This is a genomic window from Psychrobacillus sp. FSL W7-1457, from assembly GCF_038593405.1.
In the GTDB taxonomy this organism is placed as follows: Bacteria; Bacillota; Bacilli; order Bacillales_A; family Planococcaceae; genus Psychrobacillus.
In genome coordinates, this window is the sequence record NZ_CP151993.1 from 928745 (window position 1) to 953447 (window position 24703).

A 24703-nucleotide genomic window follows, 5' to 3' on the forward strand; every position below is an offset into this window, starting at 1 on the left:
TTAATAAACTATCAGGGTACGAAAGAGGGTGTTCAGGTTGTTACAGCTATGGGTATTTTATGGAGAAGATTATCAACGATTAGAGATAAAACAAAGAGAGTTTACAACACTAACCATTGGCCCTGCTATAGAGCATGATGTGACCGTCCAAAGTTTCCCTTTTCTTTTTGGAGAAATAAGGATTGAAAATAAGGAAAATCAATTATTCCTTCACGACGGGGCACAAGAATTGGGAGTGTTGACAGAAGAAAGTGGTCTTGCAATTGAGCAGAGAGATAAGATCTTAAAAGTGTTCGTATCTTCTTTACCGGTTCAGACAAAAACTTATTTTATTGATTATACAAACGAAGTGTCATTCGACAGTCATGAGGAACAAGCAACCTTTCATCGTACGAATATTATGTTCCCTGAAGTGGAGACTGGTCATTTCTCTTTCAATAAAATCAATGATGGCTGGATTATCAAAAAGGATTTTGCATGTCCTTTATATCTAAACGGAAAACGTTGCGGTACTAACCAAATTATTCAGCTCGGCGATGTACTACAATGGGCATTTATGGAGATTAAACTGGTTCAAAGAGATTTAATCGAAATAGTGACAAGTAAGGAATATATAAGCACGCTACCTGAAATAGAATTACCTAAAACGGAAAGATATGCTATGTACCCTGAATATAGAAGAACACCTCGAATGATTTATGACTTACCAGAGGATAAAGTATCTATCTCCTTTCCGGCTCAGGAAAGTGATGCAGCAGGTCGAGGATTATTGATGACGATTGCACTACCGCTTGTCATGCTAATCGCTATTGGAACGATTACCATTTTTGTTCCACGAGGGGTATTTGTCATCATATCGATCACGATGTTCATGGCTGTCCTTGTTACATCTACGATTAATTTCTTTAAGGAACGTAAAAAGAGAAAAGAAAACGAAGCTAAGCGAAGAAGAGTTTATGCGGCCTATATGGCAAATTTACGAGAAGAGCTGGATGGCTTATCGGAAAAGCAAAAGTTTGTGCTCGAGTATCATTATCCATCCTTTGAAAAAATGAAGATAATGACAGAGGAGTTATCGGGACGAATTTGGGAGAAAAGTTTAGAAAGCCATGACTTTCTGCAATTTAGATTAGGCATTGGGGATGTCCCATCAAGCTATGAAATAAAGCTTAGCTCTGGGGATTTAGCAAACAGAGAAGTGGATGACCTACTTGAAGAGGCGCAAAGAATGGAAAAAGTATATCAAACCATCCAATCTGCACCAATAACAACCGATTTACATCAAGGTATTTTAGGATTGATCGGTAAGGAAAATGTGGTCAAACGGGAGCTTCAACAAATAATTGGACAGCTAGCCTTTGCTCATAGCTATCATGATATTCGTGTGATTAATATTTTTAATCACAAAGAATACAAGGATTATGAATGGATGAAGTGGCTCCCTCACTCCACACTTCCAAACATGCATGCGAAAGGCTTAATCCACAATGAGGAAACTCGTGATCAGTTGTTGTCCTCACTTTACGAAATAATTCGGGAAAGAGATGTGGATGAGATGAAAGGGAAAGTAAGATTTGCCCCTCATCTAGTATTTATCATTTCGGATACATCTTTAATAGCAGAACATGTCATCATGGAATACTTAGAGAAAAAGAATACAAAAGAATTAGGTTTCTCGGTAATTTTTGCTGAATCGGCTGAGGAACGGATGACCGAGAATGTTCATACACTCGTTCGATATGTAAATGATCGTGAAGGAGATATTTTAATAGAGGAAGGTAAGGCTGTAAACAGACCCTTCTATTTGGATGACTACGACGCTACAACTAATGAGCGATTCTCTCGTATGCTGCGAACATTGAATCACCAAATAGGTATGAAAAATTCGATTCCCAATTCAGTTAGCTTTTTAGAAATGTTTGAGGTAAAGGACGTAGAAGACGTTCCTGTTCAACAATATTGGAAGACAAATGAATCAGCTAAATCTCTTGCAGTTCCGATAGGGCTCAAAGGGAAAAAAGAGCTTGTTCATTTAAATCTTCATGAAAAAGCACATGGTCCTCATGGATTGCTGGCTGGTACAACTGGATCAGGGAAAAGTGAATTTCTTCAAACATATATTTTATCACTTGCGGTTCATTTTCATCCGCATGAAGTTGCATTTTTACTTATCGATTATAAAGGAGGGGGAATGGCACAGCCGTTCAAGAAAATCCCTCATCTGTTAGGAACGATAACGAATATTGAAGGTAGTAAAAACTTTAGTATGCGTGCCTTAACATCTATCAATAGCGAGCTTAAACGTAGACAGCGCTTATTTGACCGGTATGAGGTTGCTCATATCGATGACTATACAACGCTGTATAAAAACGGTCTTTCTCTTGAACCACTTCCGCATCTTTTTCTTATCTCTGATGAGTTCGCAGAGCTAAAGAGTGAGGAGCCAGAATTTATACGGGAGCTAGTAAGTACTGCTCGTATTGGACGAAGCTTAGGAGTGCACCTAATCCTTGCTACTCAAAAACCTGGGGGAATTATCGATGAACAAATTTGGAGTAATGCCCGCTTCCGAGTAGCGCTGAAGGTCCAGGATGCGAATGATAGTAAGGAAATCCTCAAAAATAGTGATGCAGCTTCAATTACCGTGACAGGTAGAGGATATTTGCAGGTAGGAAATAATGAGGTCTACGAGCTGTTCCAATCTGCTTGGAGTGGTGCGCCGTATATGGAAGAAACGTTAGAAGGAGAAGAGGACATTGCAATTGTCACTGATTTAGGTCTAGTTCCACTAACGGGGATTGAAACAAAGGTAAGTAAGAAAAAGAGTAAGATGACAGAAATTGAGGCAGTGACTGCTAAAATTGCTCAAACCCAAGAAGAAATGGCTATCCAAAAGCTCCAAAGTCCATGGCTGCCACCTTTGGCTTTAAGGATTACCCAGTCCAAGCATATAGAAGAAATGGAGGATGCCTTCCTCCTGGGAATGATAGATGAACCAGAAAAACAGGCGCAAAATCCAATTTATTACGAATGGAAGAAGGACGGGAATGTAGGAATCTTTGGTTCTTCAGGTTATGGGAAATCTTATACATTATTAAGACTCCTACTTGGTATAGCAGACAATCTAAGCCCTGCCGAGGCTCACTTTTACATTTTAGATTATGGAAATGGATCTCTTCTTCCTATGAGGCAGCTGCCACATACAGCTGATTACTTTACGATGGATGAGGAGTTAAAACGAGATAAGCTTATAAAGCTAATAAAGGATGAGATATCTAACAGAAAGATAGCCTTCCAATTGGCAGAAGTGAGTAATATCCATATGTACAATAAAGTATCAGAGTCTCCATTACCTCTTATTTACATTGTAGTGGATAACTATGATATTGTACGGGAGGAAATGGAAGAGCTAGAGGCACAGCTGATACAGTTTGGGCGCGATGGACAATCATTAGGTATTCATCTGCTTGTTTCTGCAACAAGAGTACAGTCCATTAGACAATCACTCATGAACAATTTAAAAACTAAAATAGTCCATTATTTAATGGATAGCACAGAGTCATATGGTGTCATTGGAAGAGTCCCATTTGACTTAGAGCCTTTCCCAGGTAGAGCGATTATTAAAAAAGAAGAAGCGAAGTTTGCACAATTATTCCTACCAGCACATGGAGTAGACGATTTCGAGATTTTAGAATCTATTAAGTCGAAAGTACGAGCATTGAAGAGTGCTTATGCAGAAATGCCTGCACCAAAGCCAATTCCAATGTTGCCGCTTGAGTTAAACAGCGACAACTTCCAAAACTATTTAGAGGATGACATAATGCCTGGAATAGTACAGCTTGGCTTGGATGAAGAAACAGTTAGAACGATACCAATTAACTTTAATAAAAATCGTCATCTAATGCTGATTGGTCCGGTTCAAAGAGGTAAAACGAATACGATTAAGTGGTTATTACATCAATTATTAGAAATGGAGAATGGCTTTATTGCTATCTTTGATTCATTTGATCGAGGTCTTGCAGCATTCTCAGACGAACCAAAAGTAGACTACTTAGAAACGAAAGATCGATTGGTAGATTGGATTACCAACGTGGAGCAACATTATGTAGAAGTGGAAAGTAGCTATCTAGAAAGCTTGCAAAACGGACAATCACCAACAATCGTCCCTGCCTATTTCTTCATTGATGGCTATACGAGATTTTTACAGCTCGCAGATGTAGGCATTCAGGATCGTCTATCTAAGCTAATGAAAAAATATACTCATCTAGGCTTTAATGTGATTGTATCGGCTAACAACTCAGAAATTACAAAAGGCTTCGATGCATTTACGAATGAATTGAAGCTCGTAAGACAAGGATTAGTATTTATGAAAAAATCAGAGCAAACGCTGTATACAGTACCTTATGAAAGAAAAGAGGCAGAACTGCCTTTAGGCTATGCGCATTACGTATTCAACGGAAACGCCACAAAGGTTTTAATTCCGTTATGTAAGATGGAGAGGAAGATCACCCAATGAAAAATTTAAAGGGAACGGGATTATGGAAAATAGTTGCTGGGATTGTTCTAATATTAGCTCTCCCTATTTTGTTCTTCCAGCTGATGGGGGTCAGCATATTAGATTTAGACAATCCAAATAAAAGGGTTATTGCCATTGTCAATGAGGATCAGGGAATTACAAAAGGTCAGGAAAGTATTGACATGGGGGTAGAGGTAGTGACAATTCTTGCTACCGATTCACCATATGAATGGAAGGTAGTCGGCAGAGGGGCTGCTGAAAATGGTCTTAAGTCCAATCAGTATGAGGCAATCGTCTATATCCCTTCTAACTTTTCTTCTAATGTAATGTCTTATGATCAGCAAAATCCAGAAAGAGCAGAATTCTCTTATAAGGTGCATTCACAAAAAGCTGGGCTACGAAAAGAGAGAGTGCTCCATGAGATTGAGTCAGCTACCAATCGTGTAAATGAAAAGGTGTCTACTCTTTATTGGACATACGTAGCACAGGAAATGGATCATATTAAAAAGGAATTTGCTAATATTTTAGGTAAGGAAACAGAATTTCTATCGACGATGTCAGCATACTATAAGCCAGAATCTGAAACACTTGCTGAAGAAATGAAACGACAAAAGGAACAGATGGCTGGATTGCTTTCGACAATGAGCTCAGCTAATAATTCCCATGCTGCAAGGATTGAAAATGCGGAAACCTTCGGGAACCAAATGACTGGATTTATCAGCTACGTCCAGCAATATAAAACGTTCCAGGATAGTCAAAAAGAAATTTTAAGACAAGTCCAAGATGACAGTCTTGCAAAGATAAAGGTTGCTGCCGCTTCTCAAGCAGAGCATTTCAATAAAACCGTTCAGCAGCTAGAAGATAGCAACGAAAAGTTAAATGATGAAATTTACAAAGTGAACAATATTATAGATGCCAACCAGGAGAAGTTCAATGCATTGTCTGAGCTCCGAAAAAGTGAGGTAGATCGCCAGCTTAATGACTTACTTGTCGTTCAAAAAACTGCAATCGATCGCTATAACTATTCGGTGCTTACAAGCTTAGAAAAAGGAATTGAGGCAAGAAAGAACGGTACTGCTGTATTAGGGATAATGGATGTTGGAACAGATCCACAGCAACTAGTTACTATCGGTACAGAAATGGAACAAAAGGCTGCAGCAAAAACCGGAACACTTCTTCCTACTTTAGAGGAGGAGCGTACAAAGGTTAATGAAATCCTTACAGCTCTTCAGTCTTTAAAAACAAAAATATCGGAAACAGATCCAGAGTCTACATTGTTAACTGATTTGGATCAGCTACAAGGTGAATTGACAAATGTCACCGCGCTTATTTCTCAAAAAGAAAACATGTGGAGCAGTTCCAATCAAGAAGGAACAAATGATTATGCCACTGCCGCAAAGGAATATACAAGTCTTTTAACAGATTATCAGGCCGTATACAGGGAATATCAATCCGTGCAGCAAATTATAGACACCTACCCGGCTGATACGGTAAGGATAGGGTTGGAGATTAGTCAAAAAGAAGAAGTCTTACTGACTCATCCGAATCTAACAGCTGAACAGAAAACTAGATTACAGGAGTTATTTGGTAAAAGAGTTACCAATACAGAGCTAAGCTCTTTATTGTCCTATTATGCAACTTTAGAGCAGTTTGAATATACGTTGAATGAAGGAGGGGAAAGCACCAACAAGGATGCCCTGCTAGAAGACGAAATTTTAACAGCTTTACTAAAAAATGTGGTAGACGTTAATGAACTAGAATTAGAAGGCTGGACTGCAGTAGAAGAAAGTATACCGGAAACTCAATTGGGAATGACCGATTTAAGTACAACCTTTGCTGCTATTATGTCCGGTCAAAGAGAAACAGTGGAAGGGCAGCATTTATCCTTACTAAATGATTTAGATACGATCGATAAGCAGGCGAATTTATTGCTGCAGCAAATTCAAAACCCAGCTACTATGTTAGGTGCAGAACCACAGCAAACAGTAGGTGAGGGAGAAGTTGCATCCAGTCAACAAAATGTAAGTAATCAGCTAGTGTCTCTTAGTCAAATGATGAATACGTTATCGGACCGTCAGAATAACTTGGTAAATTACGCAAATGAATTGCACGCAAAAGCAGATAACATTAAAACTACATCTGATGAGTTTAGTAACAAATGGGAGACAAACGTGGATGCTATGTCTGATTTTGATGGAGATATACAAAGCTTCCTAGCAAACACTTACGTAGATGGACAGGAAAATGGATATGCATTTAACCATTTTGTGAATCCACTAGGAGTAAAAGGAGCAACTGCTGTCTCAGAGGAAGGACAAAAGGTTCCACCAGTTATCTTATTTATCGTCCTACTAATTAGTAGTCTACTAATAGGTTACTTTACGTATCACTTAAAGGATGGGGCAGTTGGGCTTCGTATAGCAATGACAATCATCTTATCTCTTTTAGTTGGGATTATTATTAGCCTATACAGTATTAACATGTACATCTTAAATGACGATCGTGCCATTCAGTGGACGATATTTACGGTGCTATTACTATTAGCAAGTGCTTCCATTGTTCGAGCAGCGTTAGAGTTTGGTCAGGCAGCCGGGTGGCTAGCTGGAATAGTACTTATGTGTATTTACATTATTCCGCTGTTGATTTTAGCGGTGCCAGATGTGAACGTACCTGATATTTTATCCAACGTGTATCTTTCAATAAAATATGAGGCGGAGACAAACTTTACGATAGGAGTAATCATTACAGGCGTTATAGCAATAATAATGCTAGTAGTATCCTATTTTGTAAGCAAGAATAATGGCCAAAACGCTACGACAGTAGATGAAGCATATGAAGGCTAAAAAGGTCATTTTAGTTGTCCTCTGTACAGCGCTACTCTGTTTTCCTAAAAGTGGAGTAGTGCTAGCAGATGAAAATAAAACAATCGATGAATTAGAGCCATTGTTATATGAAAAGCTAGAATTTAAAAAAAATACCGATTATCTACATGATGTGAAGAAAACAGAAATGAAAAACACGATTCCTATTAAGCAGTTTGATATATATTTTGACGGTAGGAAGAAGCTGCCTAATCGTAATGACTCATCTTTCCTTTTCCAAAGTGATGAAAGAGGTGAGAATAGCACGGTGGCAGCACGCTCCGTAGAATTAAAGCTTTTCACTTCTGGGGAGAAAGAGACAAACACAAAAGGGAACTTCTCACAGCAACAGCAAGAAGGAAGTTCAAATGGAAACCTTCTTACACTTGTTTTCCTATTGATTATAGCCAGTGGGATTATTATTCTCTTTGTAGTATTTTTGCCAAAGCTCGCACAAACGTCAAACGGTACTCCAAAAAAGAAGAAGGGTATAAGGGAGGGTGAATTAATTTGATTATGTATTGGTATATGAAGCTAGCAGAAGTTAAGGCGAAGATAACTAGGTTAAATGCGTGTCAAGCTTCTCTCGCAGGGAAGCAGGGAGAATTTCAGTCCAATGAGCCTAAATGTATGGACCCGGAGCTTACTCCAACTACTTGGCATGGAACACTTGCGACAGCCTTTGATGAGATTCGTGAAGCAGGAATACATCAACCTTATTTAGAGATTATAGGAACTCAATTTGGTGCTGTATTTGCAGCAATTGCGGCAAAAATTGCTGAACTTCAAGCAGAGATAGTTAGTATCCAAGCGACTATTGATCGGCTATTAGCTGAGGAAGCTGCCAACAATATGAAATAATAGCGGGGGTGTATGTATATGTCAGAGGAAATAAAAATTGTTTATGCGGATGTAGAGAACCAATTAGAGCAAATGACAGCCTCCAATGAAGCGTTAAATCCCACAAAAGAGGCGCCAATTGAAGGAAATGTGCTAGACGTGGCTACTAAGTTAAATGAGCTCTCCGTAAATCTAGAAACTTTGTTAATTAAATATCAACAGCTATTAGGAGAAAATATCCTTACAACTAAGGAATCTGTCACATTTATGAAAGAGACGGATGAAACCATATCAACGGGTATTAATAGCTCTGGTGGCCATAGGATGTTGGCTCAATGAAGGTATTGGATGTAGATTTACTTCAGACAGGAATAAAAAATAACGTGGATATGTTGTCGCGTTTAGAGGAAGAAATGAAGGTAATTGAAACTTCTATAACTGGTTTAGTGGAGTTGGATCACTCATTAACTGGGGAGGGGGGAGCGGCTATCCGATCATTTTACAACGATTGCCATCTCCCTTTCCATAAATACTTTTTAGAATTTAATCAAAATTTCAAAATAAAGCTAAACCAAATAAAATCTGCTCTGGATTCGTTGGAGCCTGATTACGCTGGTCATATTCAAGAGAGCTTTCTGGAAGGAGAGGTTGAAGAAGGACTGGTAGTAATATCTAACACTACTAGTAATTTAACTGAGGAGTCAAATGCCATAATAGATGGGGTTGCTGATATAGTAGCATTGCCTCATCTAGATGATAGTGAGGTACAGCAAGGTGTAACAGACTCTCGTAAAAAGAAGGATGTTACGGTTGAAAACTTACATGAGTTTGATACAACCCAGACTTCCGCACTTGTAGCCGTTGAGTCAACTTTAAATGCTCTTAATAAATGGCTAATGGAGATAGAAGGAATGATGAGTGCAGGACTAACTGATACTCATTTTCCTGCAAAAGCATGGGCGGAATTTACAGCTTGTACTCCAATCCTGAGTGAGCTATCCGGTAATGTAAATGACCCTGGATCAGTGGCGGATAAAGATGCTTCTGGTGAAGCTGGTAAAGTTTCTGAAGATAATAGATTTGATCAAGTTAATGATTCTCTCGGGTACTATGGTAATGCTACTACTATTGTGAAGGATGCTGAATCAGGGTTTCTTATGTGGATGGCTACTAGGAATGGGGAACTGTCTTCTGATCTTAGATTTTATGTTCCTCAAAAAGGAGGCACCTCTTATCGAATTTATGCTAGTCCACTGGCTATGGGAGTTTTGGGCTTTCCAAATCAGAGTGGTGGGATGCTAAAATATGCTGGAAAGAAGCAAGGGCAGTCTGGCTGGTCACCGCAAGGAGAAATGGTGTTAGAGAAACATCCTCATCTTAGGTATTGGGGAGAGAATACTACTTTTGCGGAAAAGGGTAAAACTATTGGTTCCGCAACTCTGAGGGGGACAGCAGAAGGTTTTAAGGATGTATTCGATTTAAGAGGAATTGCACAAAATGGGTTAGTAAAAGGAGCCACTAGAGCTGTTGCTCCTATTACCGCTGGTTTAAGCTACTATGATAATTATAGTACTGCCAAGGAGAATGGATCGAGTGAAGGTGCAGCACATGCAAGAGCAGTTGGAGAAACTGCTGCCGATGTGGCAATCGGTAGTGCCATTCAAGTAGGCTTAACTGCAGCTGGCACTGCGTTAATACCAATACCAGGACTAGGGACATTTTTAGGAGCAGCCGCAGGCGTAGGTGTCAATATGTTACTAAATGCAAAAGGTAAAGACGACGAATCCGTAATGGATAAATTAAAAGGTTTGTTCCGGTAAGAAAGAGGAGAGACATTTGGTAAGTAAGTTGAAGGAAGAAGACTTTCAGGTTTTAAGAATACCTTTAGAGTCTGGAAGACAAGGACCATCTCAATTGGCAACCGCCTTAATATTAGGGGCAATATTCATGCCCATGATTTATGCATTAGAATACTACGTGGCAGCTTACGATTCTATTTTCCCTTATAAACAAAAAATTTTAGAGGTGCACTTTTGGCTTACTAGTGTATTAGTTTTACTCTCAATTATTTATGCTATTCCATTCATATATCGTAGAAGCCAAAAAGTCCAATATTTATTGACCATATTAGTCTCTCAAAATCTTTTTACTTTTCCTTTATTTATTTGTGCGTTGTTTTTTATAGGAAAAGAAGGAGAAGGGATGAAGGCAACTCCTGAGTCTCTTCTAAATTTTACATATATTTTATTATTTATTGGTTTACTTGTTTTTCTCTTAACATTTGTTCGATTTTATACTTTGTTACGAAAAGGACAATATAGAAAAGGTTCTAGTAAGGAGCTCCTTCGGATAAAATTTGAAAAAAAATCGTTGTTACCTACAGCTATAATAGTTGGAATTGGATTAGTATTGGTTCTTCAATATATTATTAGAAATTCTGCTATTAACGATTTTAATATGTACGGGGTAATTCTTATTGGCATAACCCTTTTTTATGTCATGCTATTTATTTTACCGGAGCAGCTAGTAATCTTATATTGTAAAATGCGGTTTAAAAGCTTTAATTTTAATGAAAGTGGTTACTTGAATAGTTTGGAATCTGAATAGAGAAGGTGAAACTGATGGGAATTGAATTATGTGCACTAATGTTCGAAAACTTGCTAGTTTATAAAACAGAGGGTAAAAAAGAAAGCTGGCAGGAAGGTATTTATTATTTGGACGATATTGCTTTAAGTAAAGATGTATATAGAAATGGACCACTATTTTTCTCTTACAAAGGGAACGACACGGATCAAACATTAGGGGAATTTACATATTATTTGCCAATAAGTAGTCCAGTCGAGGTAACAGAGGACTCTGACTTTACCTTTCAAAAGGATTTTAAACTAGATCGAGCATTATTATTAAGGCAGGCTGACGAAAAGCTTGATATCAATATTGCATTTGCTGAAGTACAAGCATTTTCTATTGAAAATAATTTAGAGATTGAAGATTACTTTTATTGTATTCTTTTAAATGTGTATGGGGAATATATAGTCGATTTATATGCTCCATTAAAAAGTAAGGGTGATGAAGAATGATCGTCGAAAATCATCAAATTGCTTATCGTCATGTAGCTTCTAAACTATACAATTTTGTCCCTGAAGAAATTGAATTAGCTTTCCAAGATTTCGTGCACATATTATCTGAATACAATTATACACCTACAGGAGTGGTATTTTATTCGGTTATTGGTGAGTCCTCAGAAGGGGTTATGACAGCTGAGATATTTATACAAATAAGTGAAACTTCTATAGCTATACCTCGTGAGGAAGCAGTGAAGTTTACGAGCTATTTTTGTGTAGATCATTTACTTATGACTCGAGTGCAGGGTGATTTTGACATGAAATCTCAAGAAAAATATCAAGAACTATCTACTTATATGGAGCAGAAAAATTATATTCAGAAAACCCCACTCTTTGTTCAAATCAAAAAAATGCATACAACCGATTCTTCTTATGTGGAAATGAGTATAGGTGTTTTGTAATTTATAAATAATGACAATCAAAAACTTAGCCTATGCCATCGTTCGTTGGTATGGGCTTGGTGCTATTTTGGGGTATAGGTTGTTTAAATTAAATTATTTAAGCCTATGTATCGTTCTTTTTTTTGTCATCTTATATTGAAAATTTTATAAATGTGCATTTAACGATTTGGAATATTTATATATTTTATATGTCGTTAATGATGGCAGAATGTTTATAAATATGAAAGAAGTGTTACTGGGAATCTAAGAAAAACGAGGGATAGAAGTTTAATAAATAAATGGGAGATGACTAGGAGAATAATGGGAAGGCTAAATGAGGAAGATTTTGCAGTTTTAAAAGGACCACTAGTATCTGGTCGACAAAGTCCATCAGGTTTAGGGCCAATATTATTTATATCAGTTTTTCTACAAGCCTTAGTATTTTCATTAGAGTATTTCATGGTTGGTCCGAATACAGTATTTCCTTATAAAGATAAAATTATAGAGATTCATTTATATTTTACAGTTGCTTTGATTATACTGTCGCTTGTTTTTGCTATACCAATGGTTTATAGGAAGTTTAATAGAATTCAGTATTTAATCTCTATTTTAGTTTCTCAAAATTTATTTTCCATTTCCTTGTTTATCTGTGCCTTGTTCTTAATTGGAGAGGTTACAGGGGGGGAAGTAGTAAGTGCCGAGAAATTGCTCAAGGTTACATATCTTATCCTTAGTTGTGGTTTAGTGATATTCATTGCTACATGTGTAAGATTCTTTATTTTATTGAAAAAAGGACATTATAGAAAGGGAAGCGAGAGAGATCATGTTAGAGGTCAACTAGAAAAGAATACTACTCTTCTAATTTTTCCTGCTATTGTCTTTGGGTTAATTATAGTGTTCATTGTCGGATATATTGTGAGGATAATGCCCGAGTTTAATATAGATTCTATTTTAATTACTACTATTGGTATCGGTCTTTTCTTCGTTATGCTGTTTGTCCTTCCAGAGCAGCTAGTTATTTTATATTGTAAGTATAAATACAAGAGTTTCAATTTTAATGAGCGAGGTTATTTGTATTCTAGTGAGGATCAAAACGAGGGATAGGAGTTTAATAAATGAACGGAGTTGAATAGAAAAACAATGGGCACATTAACGGAGGAAGATTTTGAAGTACTGAGGGAACCGTTAGAATCTGGTCGCCAAAGTAGAGAAAGTATTAGTGTTGTATTAATACTAGGTATTTTTTTACAAGCATTAATATTTGTCTTAAATTATTATTTAGCAGCACCTTACTCTCTTTTTCCGTTTAAAGAGGAGATAATTAACATACATTTTTGGTTAACTGTTACTATAATCGGATTAAGTATTGTATACTCTATCCCGTTTGTTTATAAAAGAAGTGAAAGGATACAGTACGCACTTTCCATTTTGGTTTCCCATAATGTCGGTTCCATTTCATTCTTGATTATTTCCTTATTTACAATAGGTTTAGAGGATGAGGGCATGACAAACAATGCGGATAACTTAATGCAAATTGCCTACGTTATTTTAGCTGTAGCACTCTTATTATTTATTATTATAATGGTCCGTTATTATATCTCGCTTAAAAAAGGGTACTATCGAAAAGGCTCCGAAAAGGAAGAGCAAAGAAACGAACTAGCAAACATGTCGTTTGTTCCAAAAGTCGTATTAATAGGGGGAGCTGTATTTTTACTTATCACGAAGTGGATCTCTCATAACTCTAATTACTATGACAGCAGTACTCCTGGTATCCTTGTTTTGGGCATGCTTGTATTTTACGCAATGATAGCGGTCCTACCCGAGCAGCTAATCATTTTATATTGTAAGTGTAAGTATAAGAGTTTTAACTTTAGTGAGCGAGGTTACCTTTACTCCATTGGCGAACAAAAAACTGAGCGAAGAAGAAAACCAAGGATAGAGGCATAACACTATGTTACAGGTGCCTGGCACTTGTAATATATCATAAAAAAGCATATAAAAAACGCATCCGTTTTAAAAAGGGGTGCGTTTTGCTTTTTAAGGGAAATGTATGTTATTTTGAGGGTTGATTTTAAAATCTCTTAATTATTAGGACAGAGGAACGGTGCTTCATTATCGTTGTTTTTTGACTTGAATTCTTGCTACTTGGTTTAAATTGATAGTGTATTTATTTTCGGTTTCCACGAACATTCCACCATTTATGTATTCGCGCTCTGCTGTTCTAATGTCTGTGTTTGTTTCAAATAATAGTTGATGGCCATCGTGAAAGGACAATAAAAATTTATATTTTTTTATTTCATCGACGTTTTTCAATCAATCACCTCCTTTTGGAAATTGTATCATTTATATGTATTAATTACAATATAATTGGGAATTATACAGTATTATTTAATTGCTTTTTTAAGGGAAATATAAAAAATAGGTTTTAATGAGCACATAGTATATAATTAATGGACAAACATAATGTGTTTAAGATGAAATTTAAAGGAGTATGAATTGATTGAGTAAAAAGTCTATAAAAAATGAGTTACCAGAAAACTATGAGGATCTTAAAAAAGCAGCTAACCGTACTGGAAGCTGGAGAACTCGTTTAAGTGCTGTTGAAGAGTTGGGAAATTATAATACAAGCCAAGTGATTGATATACTAAAAGTAAGATTAGACCATGACCCAGTTTTTCAAATTCAAGAAGAAGCATATCGCTCATTGCTTGAGTTAGGGGAAGATGTCGTATTACCAAAGCGTAAAAAATTCGAATTGGTAAAAGGAGCAAATAAAGTATTTGTTCGTGTGAAAAAGAGCTTACCAAAAGATCATACGATTGACGACTACTTAACTAAGCTAAAAAGAATGCGTATCGATGTATATGATGCGTATGAAGGTGAAAAAGGCTTAGAATGGCTAGAAGAAGAATGGAAAAAATTATAAGGAATTCTGGAAAAGGTCAATTTGCATTGACCTTTTTTTGTATATTTATGGATGAAATATTACAGGTGCCAGGCACTTGAAATAATGTAAAATAAACTATATAAATATAAAAAACATTTTGTTAGGAGGATTAGTATGAATAAGCTTTTATGGGATACGCCAGATCGACTGCGTGAATTATTGTGTGAGCTTGTGAGCTGGAATAGTATTACGTTAACGGATGGAGAGAGGGAGTTTGCTCCTAAGTTAATAGAAAAGATTCGAGAGCTTGAGTATTTTCAAACTCATCCGAGTCAGCTCCAGCTTCATGATGCAGGTTTGGGAAGACAGGTAGTGACGGCTTTATATAAGCATCCTTCTGCAACAGAAACAGTTGTGCTTATTAGTCATTTCGATACTGTGCAGACAGAAGAATATGGTACTTTGGAGCCTTTAGCTTATTTTCCGGAGGAGTTAACTAGAAAGTTAATGGAGAATCCTAGTGAGTTGCCGGAAGATGCTCAAGAAGATTTGGCAACTGGCAAGTATTTGTTTGGCCGTGGAACGATGGATATGAAAATGGGATTAGCCTTACATATGCAGTTGATTGAAAAAGCTACTGTAGAAGAATGGCCAATTAATTTAATTCTCACAAGTGTGCCTGATGAAGAGGTAAACTCTGCTGGTATGCGTGCGGCTGTTACTCAGCTAGTTCGAATTCGTGAAGAGTTTGATTTATCATATAAGCTATTTTTAAATAGTGAACCTTCATTTTCACAGGTGCCAAAGGATATTGACGAGTATATCTACTCTGGTACGATCGGTAAAATTATGCCCGCTGCGCTGTTTTACGGAAAGGAAACTCATGTAGGAGAGCCGATGAAAGGGATGACGGCTAACTATATTGCTTCTTTCTTAACACAGCGAATGGAATATAACCCTATATTTACAGAGCATGACCTTGGAGAAAGTACTCCGTTGCCAGTTTCTTTACAGCAAAAGGATTTGAAAATGTCTTATTCAACGCAGACACCGTACCGAGCAGTTGCTTTGTACAACGTGTTTTTATTAAGAAGAACTGCTTCTGACATTATGGATCTGTTTGAACAGGTTGCGAATGAGGCAATGGACGCTTTGAATAAAACCTATCAACAAATTTGTGATAGAGAGCAGGTCCAAGGAATTGGACAGGTCAGAGTTTTGAAATATGACGAGCTGCTTGCGTATGCCAATAAAAAATTAGGCATAGAGGAAGTTCACAGACTTAAGCAAGAAGTACTTGCGGAAGAGGAATGGGACGATCGTGAAAAATCACTTCGAATAGTAGATAATCTCATGATTCAATGCCAGGAGCTTTCACCAGCTACCGTGTTGCTCTTTGCTCCACCATATTATCCAGCGGTTAACACATCCAAGGATCCACTGATTATAGAAGCGGTGGAGCTAATGAAGCAATCTGCACAATCCTTTAATAATACAGTAAAACAAATACATTATTTTAATGGGATATGTGATTTGAGCTATGTAAACTATGAAGACGATGGAAACGGCTGGACAGCATTTGAAAGCAATACACCAGTATGGGGAGATACCTATGATATCCCATTTGATGATATGGCTAAATTAAAGGGACCAGTACTGAACGTAGGACCATTCGGCAAGGATGCTCATCAAAAAACAGAAAGACTACATATAGACAGTGCTTTTGTTGAAATGCCAGTAATGCTAGAAACCCTTATTAAAAGCTTATACAAATAAAAAAATAGACGCCCCCTGTAACGTGGGCGTCTATTTTTGTGTCTTCTGAAAATATATTACAGGTGCCAGGCACTTGTAATAATGTAAATAATCGTTAGAGTTTAAATTTGTTTATGAGGTTATGAAGTTGTTGTGCTACTTCGGATGTTTCAGCGGAATGCTGTGAAATCTCGTCTATAGAGGCAGAGGTTTCTTCTGTTACAGCTGAAATGGTGGTAGTCACTTGTTCAATTTCTCTTATAGATTCTGTTAGATTTTCGATAAGATCTACTACTTGCTTAGAGTTAGCAGCTTCTTCGGTTGTCATTGTAGAAATCCTTGAGATTTCCTCTACTGTCTTACCGACAGCTGTAGAGATATTCTGCAAGGATTGAGAAGTTTGCTGAACGGTTGCATTTCCAGTTTCGATTAGTTTGGTGCTGGTGTCCGTAGAGGTTACTACGTGTGAGATGTTTTCCGTTATCTCTTTTACGATTTCTTCTACTTGTTTAACCTCTAAGTTAGACTGTTCTGCTAGCTTGCGAACTTCTTCTGCTACAACTGCAAATCCTTTTCCATGCTCACCAGCACGAGCTGCTTCTATAGAGGCATTAAGTGCTAGTAGATTTGTTTGAGCGGCTATGCCGGCGATAGACCCAGTAATTTGCTGTATTTTATTAGTTGCTTCATCGAGCTTCACAATCATTGCGCTAGTTTCAATGGAAGCATTTCTTATTTTGTTCATGTCTCGACTAGTTTCTTCGGCTTTCTTGAGGCCTTCTTGAGCAATCTGCATAGTGGTCATCGATTGTACCGAGCACTGGTCCGCAGTTTCCTTTGAATGCTGTAGGCCGGTCGCTAAATTATTTAAGATAACGGTTGAGCTTTCAGCAGATGCAGTACCCGTTGATATAGATGCAACATTTTCGCTCATATTATTGGCAATTTGATGCGCTGCTTCCTTCATTTCAATTAAAGAGGCTGTAGTTTCTTCTGCATTTTTCATTAATTGGGAGGAAGTGTTTTGAATCGTTCCAATCATCGTACGTAAGTTACCAGCAAGTGTATCAAGCGTCCTACTTAAGTTTCCAACCTCATCCTTGCTTGAAAAATTTGTGTCTTTAACGGATAAGTTTCCTTTAGCGATCTCTTCTGCATGAGCAATCAAAACAGATAAAGGCTTTGTTTTTCTTCTAATTAAAAGAAGAGTAACTAGAGACGCTAACAATAAAGGGATAATACTTAATAGTAAGCCTTTACTAACTACATCCCATGTTCTTTCAGAGACGATGTCCGCATTAAAGTCTATTACACTAATAGCAACAATTTTTTTCGAGGGGTCATGATCCTCGAAAATTGGAGCATAGCCAGACAAACGATTCATCCCGGCGTACTCATAGCTTTCTGAGTAGGTAGGGTGTCCCATCTTGACAAGCATATCAATCGCTTCTTGATCTATGTAAAATTGATCTCCTGCATTAAACCCAGTTTCTTTTAAGTTATCATCAGTAGCTAATAGGTTTCCTTCTAAGTCAATTATATATTGAGTCTCAAAAATATCTTTATGAGCAGTAGTCCAGTTTAGCTGCTCACCTACGCTTTTAACGGCAGCAGTGTCTCCAGCAAGTATTTTATTAATATCTTCAGGTGTAATTAAACCAGTAGTAATATTAGCACAACCATATGCTTCAATCCCAGCTGCTTTGTAAAGTTCGCCATAGGCAGTTTTATAAGTAGCTATAGAAGTAATCGTAAGCATAACAATCATTACCCCGACGATAATTGTCCCGAGATGTAGAGTAAGTGTATTTTTCCATTTCAGTTTCACAATAGTAATCTCCTATTCTTTTTTGGCAAATAATAGTTAACCATCTATTTATAACACATATATCCTATGGATAGATAGAGGAAAATAATAAGAATATTATAATTCATGCTAATAAATTAGGCATATTGTACTTATTTGTTCAAATTTAAAACGGGAGGAGAGTCTTAGTATACTTTTCGGCTTGTAATCTTATTGTTACACAACTGTAAAATCACTAATGTTTAAACCGTGTTAGTATGGGTATAGAGAAATTTTTAACGAGAAAAAATAGAGAAATTTTTCAATACTTCTTTGGGGGAACATCAAAATTGACTTCTTTGTTTAAAAAACTTATCACGATCTTAACACTAACTCTAGTTTTAGCCATGGGAACATTTGCGGGAAATACAGAAGCAGCTAGCTCTGTAAAATCCAACGAAATAGTATCAAGTGCGAAAAGTCTAATAGGAACTAAATATCGTTATGGTGGCACAACGAAGGCAGGATTTGATTGCTCTGGATTTATTGGGTACGTGTACAAAGGTAAAGGTGTCTCTCTTCCGAGAACTGCTGCTGGAATGTACAGTAAAGGAACGCCAGTAACTAAAGCTAAACTAGCAGTTGGGGATTTAGTATTCTTCAATACGACTGGTAAAGGTGTTTCACATGTTGGGATGTTTATCGGGAATGGTCAATTCATTCATGCTTCATCATCAAAAGGTGTAAGAATCGATAAAATTAATGATCCTTATTATTGGGGTAAAAAATACGTAGGCGCTAAAAAAGTTGCTAACGTTCAAGTTGCTAAAAAATAATACAAATAAATAATATAACCGTTTCGGCTAAAGAGCTGAAACGGTTTTTTCGTTGAAACGTAAATTTCTAGTTTTTTAATAACAAAGCTAACTGGAGTGCTAATGCATCCTGAAAGTTAGTAGGATTATAACCTGTTACTTGTGCTATTTTGTTTAGACGGTAGGTGAGGGTATGGCGATGAATCCCGAGTTCCTCAGCACAAATAGAGAGCTGAAGACTGCAATCAAAATATTTCTGCAAGGTAGTTTGTAGTTTAATATCCAATGGCTCTAGTATTTTTTTTGTATAGGTTTGAACCTCAAAGGATTCTTTATTTTTAAACAGAGAGTAAATTTCTACCTCCTCGAAGGAAATGACTGGTTTGTTAGGATTTCCGTATTGAAGAGCGAGCTTGGCTGTTCGGTAAGCATAATGGACTTGCTCTAATAATTGAACTTCTCTACCTAGCCCAATGGAAAGAGAATAATATTTCATTAGTTTTTCTGCTAATAAGGTAACTTTGCGAGTGAATGTTGTTTTATCCAAGCCAGAAATTAAAATAAAATGCTCGCTCGCTTGGTAATGACCGACCAAAATAGAATCTGTTTCTAGATAGTATTCTATTTCCTGAATAATATTTTGATAAGAGGAAGACTCTGGATCTACCTCAAGCATCATTGCATAAAATGGGGCTTTGTTTTGAAACCCTATTTTGTTGAGCCTTTCCTGTAAATATTTCTGGATTGGCTGTCCACTCATTAATTCTTCGAAGACGAGCTCTTGTATTTTCCGCTTCCACTCTCTCTCAGAGACTATTAATGCTTGATGTACCATCATTTCAGTTGTTAACTGAAGAAGTGTTGCTATCTCCTCCATGTCGGTAGGTTCACCTGTTACTCCAATGATCCCGACTATTTCATTTTGATAAAATATAGGTAAATTAATGCCACACTTTGTTCGGGGAAAAAGGTGATTATTATCCTTTGTAATCCTTAGCGGCGACTTAGTTTTAGCTACTTCAATAGCACCTTCATGTATATGATTTACTCTTAGCTCATCGCCAGAGGCAAGTATGACTCCATTTGTCTGCATAACGTTAATATTTCGATGAAGACGAAGCATAGTTTGCTGTACTATCTGTTCGGCTAATTGCTTGGTTATCAATTGAATCACCTCAATGTATAAAAAACTAGCTGTTATAATACAGGAAAATTATACATTAAGTATAATGTAATCATTTTTTCTTTGCAATATAATCTTTGTAAGCGCTTTAATCGGAGGAGAGAATATATGAAAATTGTAATTAGTCCTGACTCTTACAAGGGTTCATTGTCAGCAACTGAGGTTGCTAGGGCTGTTTCCAACGCGATTCATGAGGTTGATCCATCTATTGAAACTGTATTACTACCTGTAGCAGATGGTGGGGAAGGAACGCTAGAACCCCTTGTCATTGCAACTGGTGGAAGATTTGTAACAGCAAACGTTCAAGACCCATTAGGAAAACAAATAGAGGCGGTTTATGGGGTGTTAGGAGACAAAGAGACTTGTGTCATTGAAATGGCGAGAGCTTCTGGTTTGACTCTATTGTCGCAAGATGAAAGAAATCCGCTAAAGACATCAACGTTTGGAACAGGTGAACTGATTCGTCACGCGCTCGATCAAGGATTCCGGAAGTTTATTGTTGGAATAGGGGGGAGTGCAACGAATGATGGCGGGGCAGGGATGCTACGTGCATTAGGGGTTGAATTTAGGAATAAAGTAAAAGAAGAAATACAAGCTGGGGGAGGCTCTCTTGTAAATCTGGAAGAGATAGATATCAGTCGAATGGATAAGCGAATTCATAGTTCTCAGTTCATACTAGCTTGTGATGTGGATAATCCTTTATTAGGCAAAAATGGAGCTACGGCTGTGTTTGGTCCACAAAAAGGGGTAACTCCACAAATGGAGGACCAGCTAGAGAATGGTTTAAAGAACCTTGCAAATAAAATAGCTGAAGTGAAAGGTATTAGGGTGCATCAGATGCCAGGTGCGGGTGCAGCTGGAGGACTTGGAGGTGCTTTTCTTGCTTTATTTCCTGTCCAATTAAAGCCAGGTATAGAAGTTGTCATGGAGGCCATTCAATTTGAAAAGCACTTAGAGGATGCAGACCTCGTCATTACAGGAGAAGGTAAAACGGACAGACAAACTCTCTCTGGTAAGGCTCCGATGGGAGTTGCTGTTGCTGCAAATAAAAGAGGGATTCCCGTTATATTGCTCTCTGGCTTTATAGAGAAAGAAAGTAAAGTAGACTTGTCTACCTATTTCTCTAAGCTTGTTAGTATAGTAGATCATTCAGTAAGTATGGAAGAATCCTTGAAAGACCCGGTTCATTATTTAACTGTAAGGACTAAGGAAACAATGCAAGCCATTCTAAAGGAAGAGGTGTAAGGTCATGTTGTTTTTAGTTATTTTGTTAGGAGTTGTTTTTGTTGTAGTGGCAACTGCAGTGTTCAAGCTACATCCCTTTTTGGCTCTATTAATCAGTGCCTTCTTTGTAGGTATTGCTTCTGGTATGCCGCTGCTTACTGTTGTAGAGAATGTTAACTCTGGTTTTGGCGGTTTAATGACGAGTATCGGAATTGTAATTGTTGCGGGAACAATCATAGGGGTTATTCTTGAGAAGTCTGGTGCAGCTTACCGAATGGCAGAGGTTGTCCTTCGTATTCTAGGTGAAAAAAGACCGCAGTTAGCTATGTCCATTATAGGTTTTATTGTTTCAATACCTGTATTTTGTGATTCTGGATTTATTATTTTATCAAGTTTACAAAAATCATTAGCAAAACGTGCGAAGGTCAAGGTAGCATCTATGGCAGTAGCTTTGTCTACAGGGCTTTATGCAACGCACACATTAGTGCCTCCAACTCCTGGACCAATCGCAGCAGCAGGGAATATTGGAGCAACAGATTATCTTGGTACTATAATTTTGGTCGGTTTGTTTGTAGCAATTCCTGCAACTATCGTAGGTTATTTATGGGCCGTGAAGGTTGGGACGAAAATCGACGTGCCAGCGGATCAGGAAGATGCACTGGATTACGAGGAGGTTATTAAATCCTTTGGAAAAATGCCATCTACCTTTAAGGCATTTTTACCAATCGTACTACCAATCTTATTGATCGGTATAGGTTCGATAGCTGCATTAGTTGGCGATGAATCAGGATTAACGAACTTCTTAAAATTCCTTGGTTCTCCAACTGTGGCACTATTGTTCGGTGTTTTAGCTTCCTTCTTATTGCTACCTGAAATTAGTGAAAAAACGTTGTCTGGTTGGATTGGTGAAAGCCTTAAGGAAGCAGCACCAATTTTATTAATCACCGGTGCAGGAGGAGCGTTTGGTACAGTTATTAAAAACTCTGGAGTAGCAGAGCTTCTACAGGAAATGGACTTAGGGGTATTGGCTAATGGAGCATTATTCTTACTAGTGCCATTCCTTATTGCGGCAGCTCTTAAAACAGCACAAGGCTCCTCAACAGCTGCTCTAGTTATTACTTCATCACTAGTAGCACCAATGTTACCAACTCTAGGTATAGAGGGTGCATTACCGTTAGCGCTAGTTGTTATGGCGGTAGGAGCAGGAGCGATGACAGTGAGCCATGTAAATGACAGCTATTTCTGGGTAGTGACCCAATTTAGCGGCATGAAGGTTACTGATGCGTACAAAGCACAAACAATGGCAACTCTACTGCAAGGTATTACAACAATCATCGTTACAGCAATCCTTTGGTTTATATTTGTGTAATATGTTACAGGTATGTCTAGGTCACCTATGTTACAGGTGCCAGGCACCTGTAACATTATCTGCAACATGGCCCTATCATTTTAATTTGCAATCAAGTGAAAAACCCCATCTAGAACCGGTGCATTCGCCGGTGTTTAGATGGGGTTTTGAGTTTAGTTGAAATTAATCATATCATCGCGATAGTTTTGTTTTAGGTCAGATTCAAGGAAGTTCATATATCTAACAAGTAGCTGTGATGCTTTTCCTCGTGTAAGGACTTCGTTAGGGTTGATGCGATTTTTTCTATCTGGATCGATTAAGCCTAGTTCACTTGCGACATAGATACTATCCTTAGCTGATTTTGGTATTTTGTTGTCGTCAATAAACTTCGTTGTGTAACCAGGAGTTGGTGCACGTCCCTCTAATCCAAGAGAGCGAATAATAATAGTTACTGCCTCTGCTCTAGTGATAGATTTATTTGCTCCAAATATGTCAGCATTCACTGGAGTTACAATTTCTTTATTTAGTGCGCTTTCAATATACACATAGTTCGGATTCATAATATCTAAAAATTATCGGTTTATTTAAAGGGATATTAAGATATAATTCCTTTAAATTTACAAAAATGAAAAGTAGAGTTAAAAATACACAAAATTTTTAGAAAATTTTCTAAAAAAGGTGTTTTCAATTTTGAGAAAAGGAGTATAATTGCATATAATATATTGCACAGTTATAAAAGTTGCAATTTACTAAATAATTAAATTGATAGGGGTAATACAACATGAACAGTGTAAAAATCAAGTTTACAGAAAATGAAATAAAAAATGAGAAAACACCTGCCGGCCAACTTGCCTTTGGTACTAAATTTACAGATCATATGTTTATTGCAGACTATACAACAGGCATTGGATGGCATGATCATCGGATTGTCCCTTATCAACCGATTACGTTAGACCCTTCTGCAACTATATTACATTATGGGCAAACGGTATTTGAAGGCATGAAAGCGTATTTGTCTAAGGATGGTGTAGTTCGTTTATTTAGACCAGAACAAAACATGAAACGTATGAATATTTCCTGCGATCGACTTAGTATGCCTCAAATAGATGAAGAGTTTGCTATGGAAGCATTGAAAGAGCTGCTGGAGATTGATAAGGAATGGATTCCAAATGAACCAGGAACATCTCTATATATCCGACCATTTATGATTGGGACTGAAGCACATTTAGGTGTTTCTCCATCTAAGACTTACAGCTTTATGATTATTATGTCGCCCGTAGGCTCTTATTATAAAGAAGGTATCCATCCTGTGAAAATATTAGTAGAAAGTGAATACGTTCGTGCAGTGGCGGGTGGTACAGGAATGGCTAAAACAGCTGGTAATTATGCTTCTAGCTTAAAGGCACAGGAAGTGGCTGATAGAGAGGGTTACTCGCAAGTATTATGGCTAGATGGAATTGAACGAAAGTATATTGAAGAAGTAGGAAGCATGAATGTTTTCTTTAAAATAGATGGAGAGGTTGTTACTCCAGCCTTAAACGGTTCTATTCTAGATGGCATTACTAGAAAATCCATTATCGAGCTATTAAAATATTGGGGTGTGCCGGTAGCGGAACGCAAGGTGTCAATGGAGGAAGTTAGAGAAGCTTATTTAAACGGTAAGCTAGAAGAAGCGTTCGGAACAGGGACTGCTGCAGTTATTTCTCCAATTGGTGAGCTTCGCTGGAAAGGCGAGCTATTCTATGTAAATAACGGAGAAACTGGTGAGTTATCTAAGAAATTATATGATACATTGACTGGCATCCAAAGTGGCACAGTGGAAGATCCTTTTGGCTGGGTTACAGAACTAAAATAAAAGTGTGAATCGCTCCTAGGTTAAGAATAGGAGCGATTCTTTTCTTTGAAAAATGAACTGATGTTATAAATTTGTTGCAATTTACAGCTCGTTTAATGAAGGACATGAGATGGTTCTGGTAGGAAAGC

The 24703-nt window shown here is 37.4% G+C and carries 21 protein-coding genes; 17 read left to right on the forward strand and 4 right to left on the reverse strand.

Annotation, left to right across the window (positions count from 1 at the left end; all coding sequences use genetic code 11):
- Nucleotides 1-37: 37 nt before the first annotated feature.
- The 11 genes from essC to NSQ95_RS04400 all read left to right on the forward strand — a co-directional run bounded on the left by essC (nucleotide 38) and on the right by NSQ95_RS04400 (nucleotide 13669).
- The gene (essC, locus tag NSQ95_RS04350; RefSeq protein WP_342560385.1) at nucleotides 38-4516 is read left to right on the forward strand and encodes a type VII secretion protein EssC; all 4479 of its coding nucleotides are present in this window, start codon (nucleotides 38-40) and stop codon (nucleotides 4514-4516) included.
- Nucleotides 4513-7359, forward strand: coding sequence for a type VII secretion protein EsaA (esaA, locus tag NSQ95_RS04355; protein WP_340884930.1), 2847 nt, complete (start codon nucleotides 4513-4515; stop codon nucleotides 7357-7359). Before essC ends, esaA begins: the two co-directional genes overlap by 4 nt.
- Nucleotides 7349-7891, forward strand: coding sequence for a type VII secretion EssA family protein (locus tag NSQ95_RS04360; protein ID WP_340884928.1), 543 nt, complete (start codon nucleotides 7349-7351; stop codon nucleotides 7889-7891). Before esaA ends, NSQ95_RS04360 begins: the two co-directional genes overlap by 11 nt.
- A gap of 2 nt (nucleotides 7892-7893) precedes the next feature.
- Complete coding sequence (locus NSQ95_RS04365) at nucleotides 7894-8238, forward strand: DUF5082 family protein (RefSeq protein WP_340886077.1); 345 nt, start codon at nucleotides 7894-7896, stop codon at nucleotides 8236-8238.
- 18 nt (nucleotides 8239-8256) lie between these two features.
- The gene (locus NSQ95_RS04370; RefSeq protein ID WP_340884926.1) at nucleotides 8257-8556 is read left to right on the forward strand and encodes a YwqI/YxiC family protein; all 300 of its coding nucleotides are present in this window, start codon (nucleotides 8257-8259) and stop codon (nucleotides 8554-8556) included.
- Nucleotides 8553-10037, forward strand: a complete 1485-nt coding sequence (locus NSQ95_RS04375; RefSeq protein ID WP_342560386.1) for an LXG domain-containing protein — start codon at nucleotides 8553-8555, stop codon at nucleotides 10035-10037. The genes NSQ95_RS04370 and NSQ95_RS04375 overlap by 4 nt, the downstream gene beginning before the upstream one ends.
- Before the next feature lie 16 nt (nucleotides 10038-10053).
- The gene (locus NSQ95_RS04380) at nucleotides 10054-10824 is read left to right on the forward strand and encodes a hypothetical protein (RefSeq protein WP_342560387.1); all 771 of its coding nucleotides are present in this window, start codon (nucleotides 10054-10056) and stop codon (nucleotides 10822-10824) included.
- A 14-nt stretch (nucleotides 10825-10838) separates the two neighbouring features.
- The gene (locus tag NSQ95_RS04385; protein WP_342560388.1) at nucleotides 10839-11297 is read left to right on the forward strand and encodes a DUF5085 family protein; all 459 of its coding nucleotides are present in this window, start codon (nucleotides 10839-10841) and stop codon (nucleotides 11295-11297) included.
- On the forward strand, nucleotides 11294-11743 hold the full coding sequence (locus tag NSQ95_RS04390) for a DUF5085 family protein (RefSeq protein ID WP_342560389.1): 450 nt from the start codon (nucleotides 11294-11296) through the stop codon (nucleotides 11741-11743). The genes NSQ95_RS04385 and NSQ95_RS04390 overlap by 4 nt, the downstream gene beginning before the upstream one ends.
- Nucleotides 11744-12043: 300 nt before the next feature.
- On the forward strand, nucleotides 12044-12826 hold the full coding sequence (locus tag NSQ95_RS04395) for a hypothetical protein (RefSeq protein ID WP_342560390.1): 783 nt from the start codon (nucleotides 12044-12046) through the stop codon (nucleotides 12824-12826).
- A 36-nt stretch (nucleotides 12827-12862) separates the two neighbouring features.
- Complete coding sequence (locus NSQ95_RS04400; RefSeq protein ID WP_342560391.1) at nucleotides 12863-13669, forward strand: hypothetical protein; 807 nt, start codon at nucleotides 12863-12865, stop codon at nucleotides 13667-13669.
- Nucleotides 13670-13834: 165 nt separating this feature from the next.
- Here the strand turns inward: NSQ95_RS04400 and NSQ95_RS04405 are convergent, their stop codons facing one another.
- Nucleotides 13835-14035 carry a hypothetical protein gene (locus NSQ95_RS04405; protein WP_169358751.1) on the reverse strand — a complete coding sequence of 67 codons (201 nt, stop codon included), beginning with the start codon at nucleotides 14033-14035 and terminating at the stop codon, nucleotides 13835-13837.
- 187 nt (nucleotides 14036-14222) lie between these two features.
- Between NSQ95_RS04405 and NSQ95_RS04410 the strand changes: the two genes are divergently transcribed.
- Both NSQ95_RS04410 and NSQ95_RS04415 read left to right on the forward strand, forming a co-directional pair.
- Complete coding sequence (locus NSQ95_RS04410) at nucleotides 14223-14648, forward strand: HEAT repeat domain-containing protein (RefSeq protein ID WP_169358752.1); 426 nt, start codon at nucleotides 14223-14225, stop codon at nucleotides 14646-14648.
- A gap of 135 nt (nucleotides 14649-14783) precedes the next feature.
- Nucleotides 14784-16385, forward strand: a complete 1602-nt coding sequence (locus NSQ95_RS04415; protein WP_298466972.1) for a M20/M25/M40 family metallo-hydrolase — start codon at nucleotides 14784-14786, stop codon at nucleotides 16383-16385.
- 94 nt (nucleotides 16386-16479) lie between these two features.
- On the opposite strand, the gene NSQ95_RS04420 is transcribed toward NSQ95_RS04415, so the two are convergent.
- Nucleotides 16480-18192: a HAMP domain-containing methyl-accepting chemotaxis protein gene (locus NSQ95_RS04420; RefSeq protein ID WP_342560392.1), complete on the reverse strand. Its 1713-nt coding sequence runs from the start codon at nucleotides 18190-18192 to the stop codon at nucleotides 16480-16482.
- 308 nt (nucleotides 18193-18500) lie between these two features.
- Between NSQ95_RS04420 and NSQ95_RS04425 the strand changes: the two genes are divergently transcribed.
- Complete coding sequence (locus tag NSQ95_RS04425; protein ID WP_298466978.1) at nucleotides 18501-18986, forward strand: C40 family peptidase; 486 nt, start codon at nucleotides 18501-18503, stop codon at nucleotides 18984-18986.
- Nucleotides 18987-19053: 67 nt separating this feature from the next.
- On the opposite strand, the gene NSQ95_RS04430 is transcribed toward NSQ95_RS04425, so the two are convergent.
- Entirely contained in the window at nucleotides 19054-20130 is a 1077-nt protein-coding gene (locus tag NSQ95_RS04430) for a sugar diacid recognition domain-containing protein (RefSeq protein WP_342560393.1), read from the reverse strand.
- A 126-nt stretch (nucleotides 20131-20256) separates the two neighbouring features.
- Here NSQ95_RS04430 and NSQ95_RS04435 point away from each other — a divergent pair, with 126 nt between their 5' ends.
- Together NSQ95_RS04435 and NSQ95_RS04440 are read left to right on the forward strand one after the other, a co-directional pair.
- Nucleotides 20257-21393 (forward strand): glycerate kinase, encoded by a 1137-nt coding sequence (locus NSQ95_RS04435; protein ID WP_342560394.1) that lies wholly within the window; start codon nucleotides 20257-20259, stop codon nucleotides 21391-21393.
- Between the two features lie 4 nt (nucleotides 21394-21397).
- Complete coding sequence (locus NSQ95_RS04440; protein WP_342560395.1) at nucleotides 21398-22741, forward strand: GntP family permease; 1344 nt, start codon at nucleotides 21398-21400, stop codon at nucleotides 22739-22741.
- A gap of 152 nt (nucleotides 22742-22893) precedes the next feature.
- On the opposite strand, the gene NSQ95_RS04445 is transcribed toward NSQ95_RS04440, so the two are convergent.
- Nucleotides 22894-23265: an S-layer homology domain-containing protein gene (locus NSQ95_RS04445; protein WP_342560396.1), complete on the reverse strand. Its 372-nt coding sequence runs from the start codon at nucleotides 23263-23265 to the stop codon at nucleotides 22894-22896.
- Nucleotides 23266-23501: 236 nt separating this feature from the next.
- On the opposite strand from NSQ95_RS04445, the gene NSQ95_RS04450 reads away from it, so the two are divergent.
- Nucleotides 23502-24575: a branched-chain amino acid aminotransferase gene (locus NSQ95_RS04450; protein WP_169358759.1), complete on the forward strand. Its 1074-nt coding sequence runs from the start codon at nucleotides 23502-23504 to the stop codon at nucleotides 24573-24575.
- Nucleotides 24576-24703 lie beyond the last annotated feature (128 nt).

Bases quoted from the DNA above. Each gene is read 5' to 3' on its own strand.
- NSQ95_RS04450 (WP_169358759.1), top strand. From the start codon at position 23,502: ATGAACAGTGTAAAAATCAAGTTTACAGAAAATGAAATAAAAAATGAG.
- NSQ95_RS04360 (WP_340884928.1), top strand. From the start codon at position 7,349: ATGAAGGCTAAAAAGGTCATTTTAGTTGTCCTCTGTACAGCGCTACTC.
- NSQ95_RS04375 (WP_342560386.1), top strand. From the start codon at position 8,553: ATGAAGGTATTGGATGTAGATTTACTTCAGACAGGAATAAAAAATAAC.
- NSQ95_RS04370 (WP_340884926.1), top strand. From the start codon at position 8,257: ATGTCAGAGGAAATAAAAATTGTTTATGCGGATGTAGAGAACCAATTA.
- NSQ95_RS04365 (WP_340886077.1), top strand. From the start codon at position 7,894: ATGTATTGGTATATGAAGCTAGCAGAAGTTAAGGCGAAGATAACTAGG.
- NSQ95_RS04415 (WP_298466972.1), top strand. From the start codon at position 14,784: ATGAATAAGCTTTTATGGGATACGCCAGATCGACTGCGTGAATTATTG.
- NSQ95_RS04435 (WP_342560394.1), top strand. From the start codon at position 20,257: ATGAAAATTGTAATTAGTCCTGACTCTTACAAGGGTTCATTGTCAGCA.
- NSQ95_RS04400 (WP_342560391.1), top strand. From the start codon at position 12,863: ATGGGCACATTAACGGAGGAAGATTTTGAAGTACTGAGGGAACCGTTA.
- NSQ95_RS04390 (WP_342560389.1), top strand. From the start codon at position 11,294: ATGATCGTCGAAAATCATCAAATTGCTTATCGTCATGTAGCTTCTAAA.
- esaA (WP_340884930.1), top strand. From the start codon at position 4,513: ATGAAAAATTTAAAGGGAACGGGATTATGGAAAATAGTTGCTGGGATT.
- NSQ95_RS04440 (WP_342560395.1), top strand. From the start codon at position 21,398: ATGTTGTTTTTAGTTATTTTGTTAGGAGTTGTTTTTGTTGTAGTGGCA.
- NSQ95_RS04395 (WP_342560390.1), top strand. From the start codon at position 12,044: ATGGGAAGGCTAAATGAGGAAGATTTTGCAGTTTTAAAAGGACCACTA.
- NSQ95_RS04385 (WP_342560388.1), top strand. From the start codon at position 10,839: ATGGGAATTGAATTATGTGCACTAATGTTCGAAAACTTGCTAGTTTAT.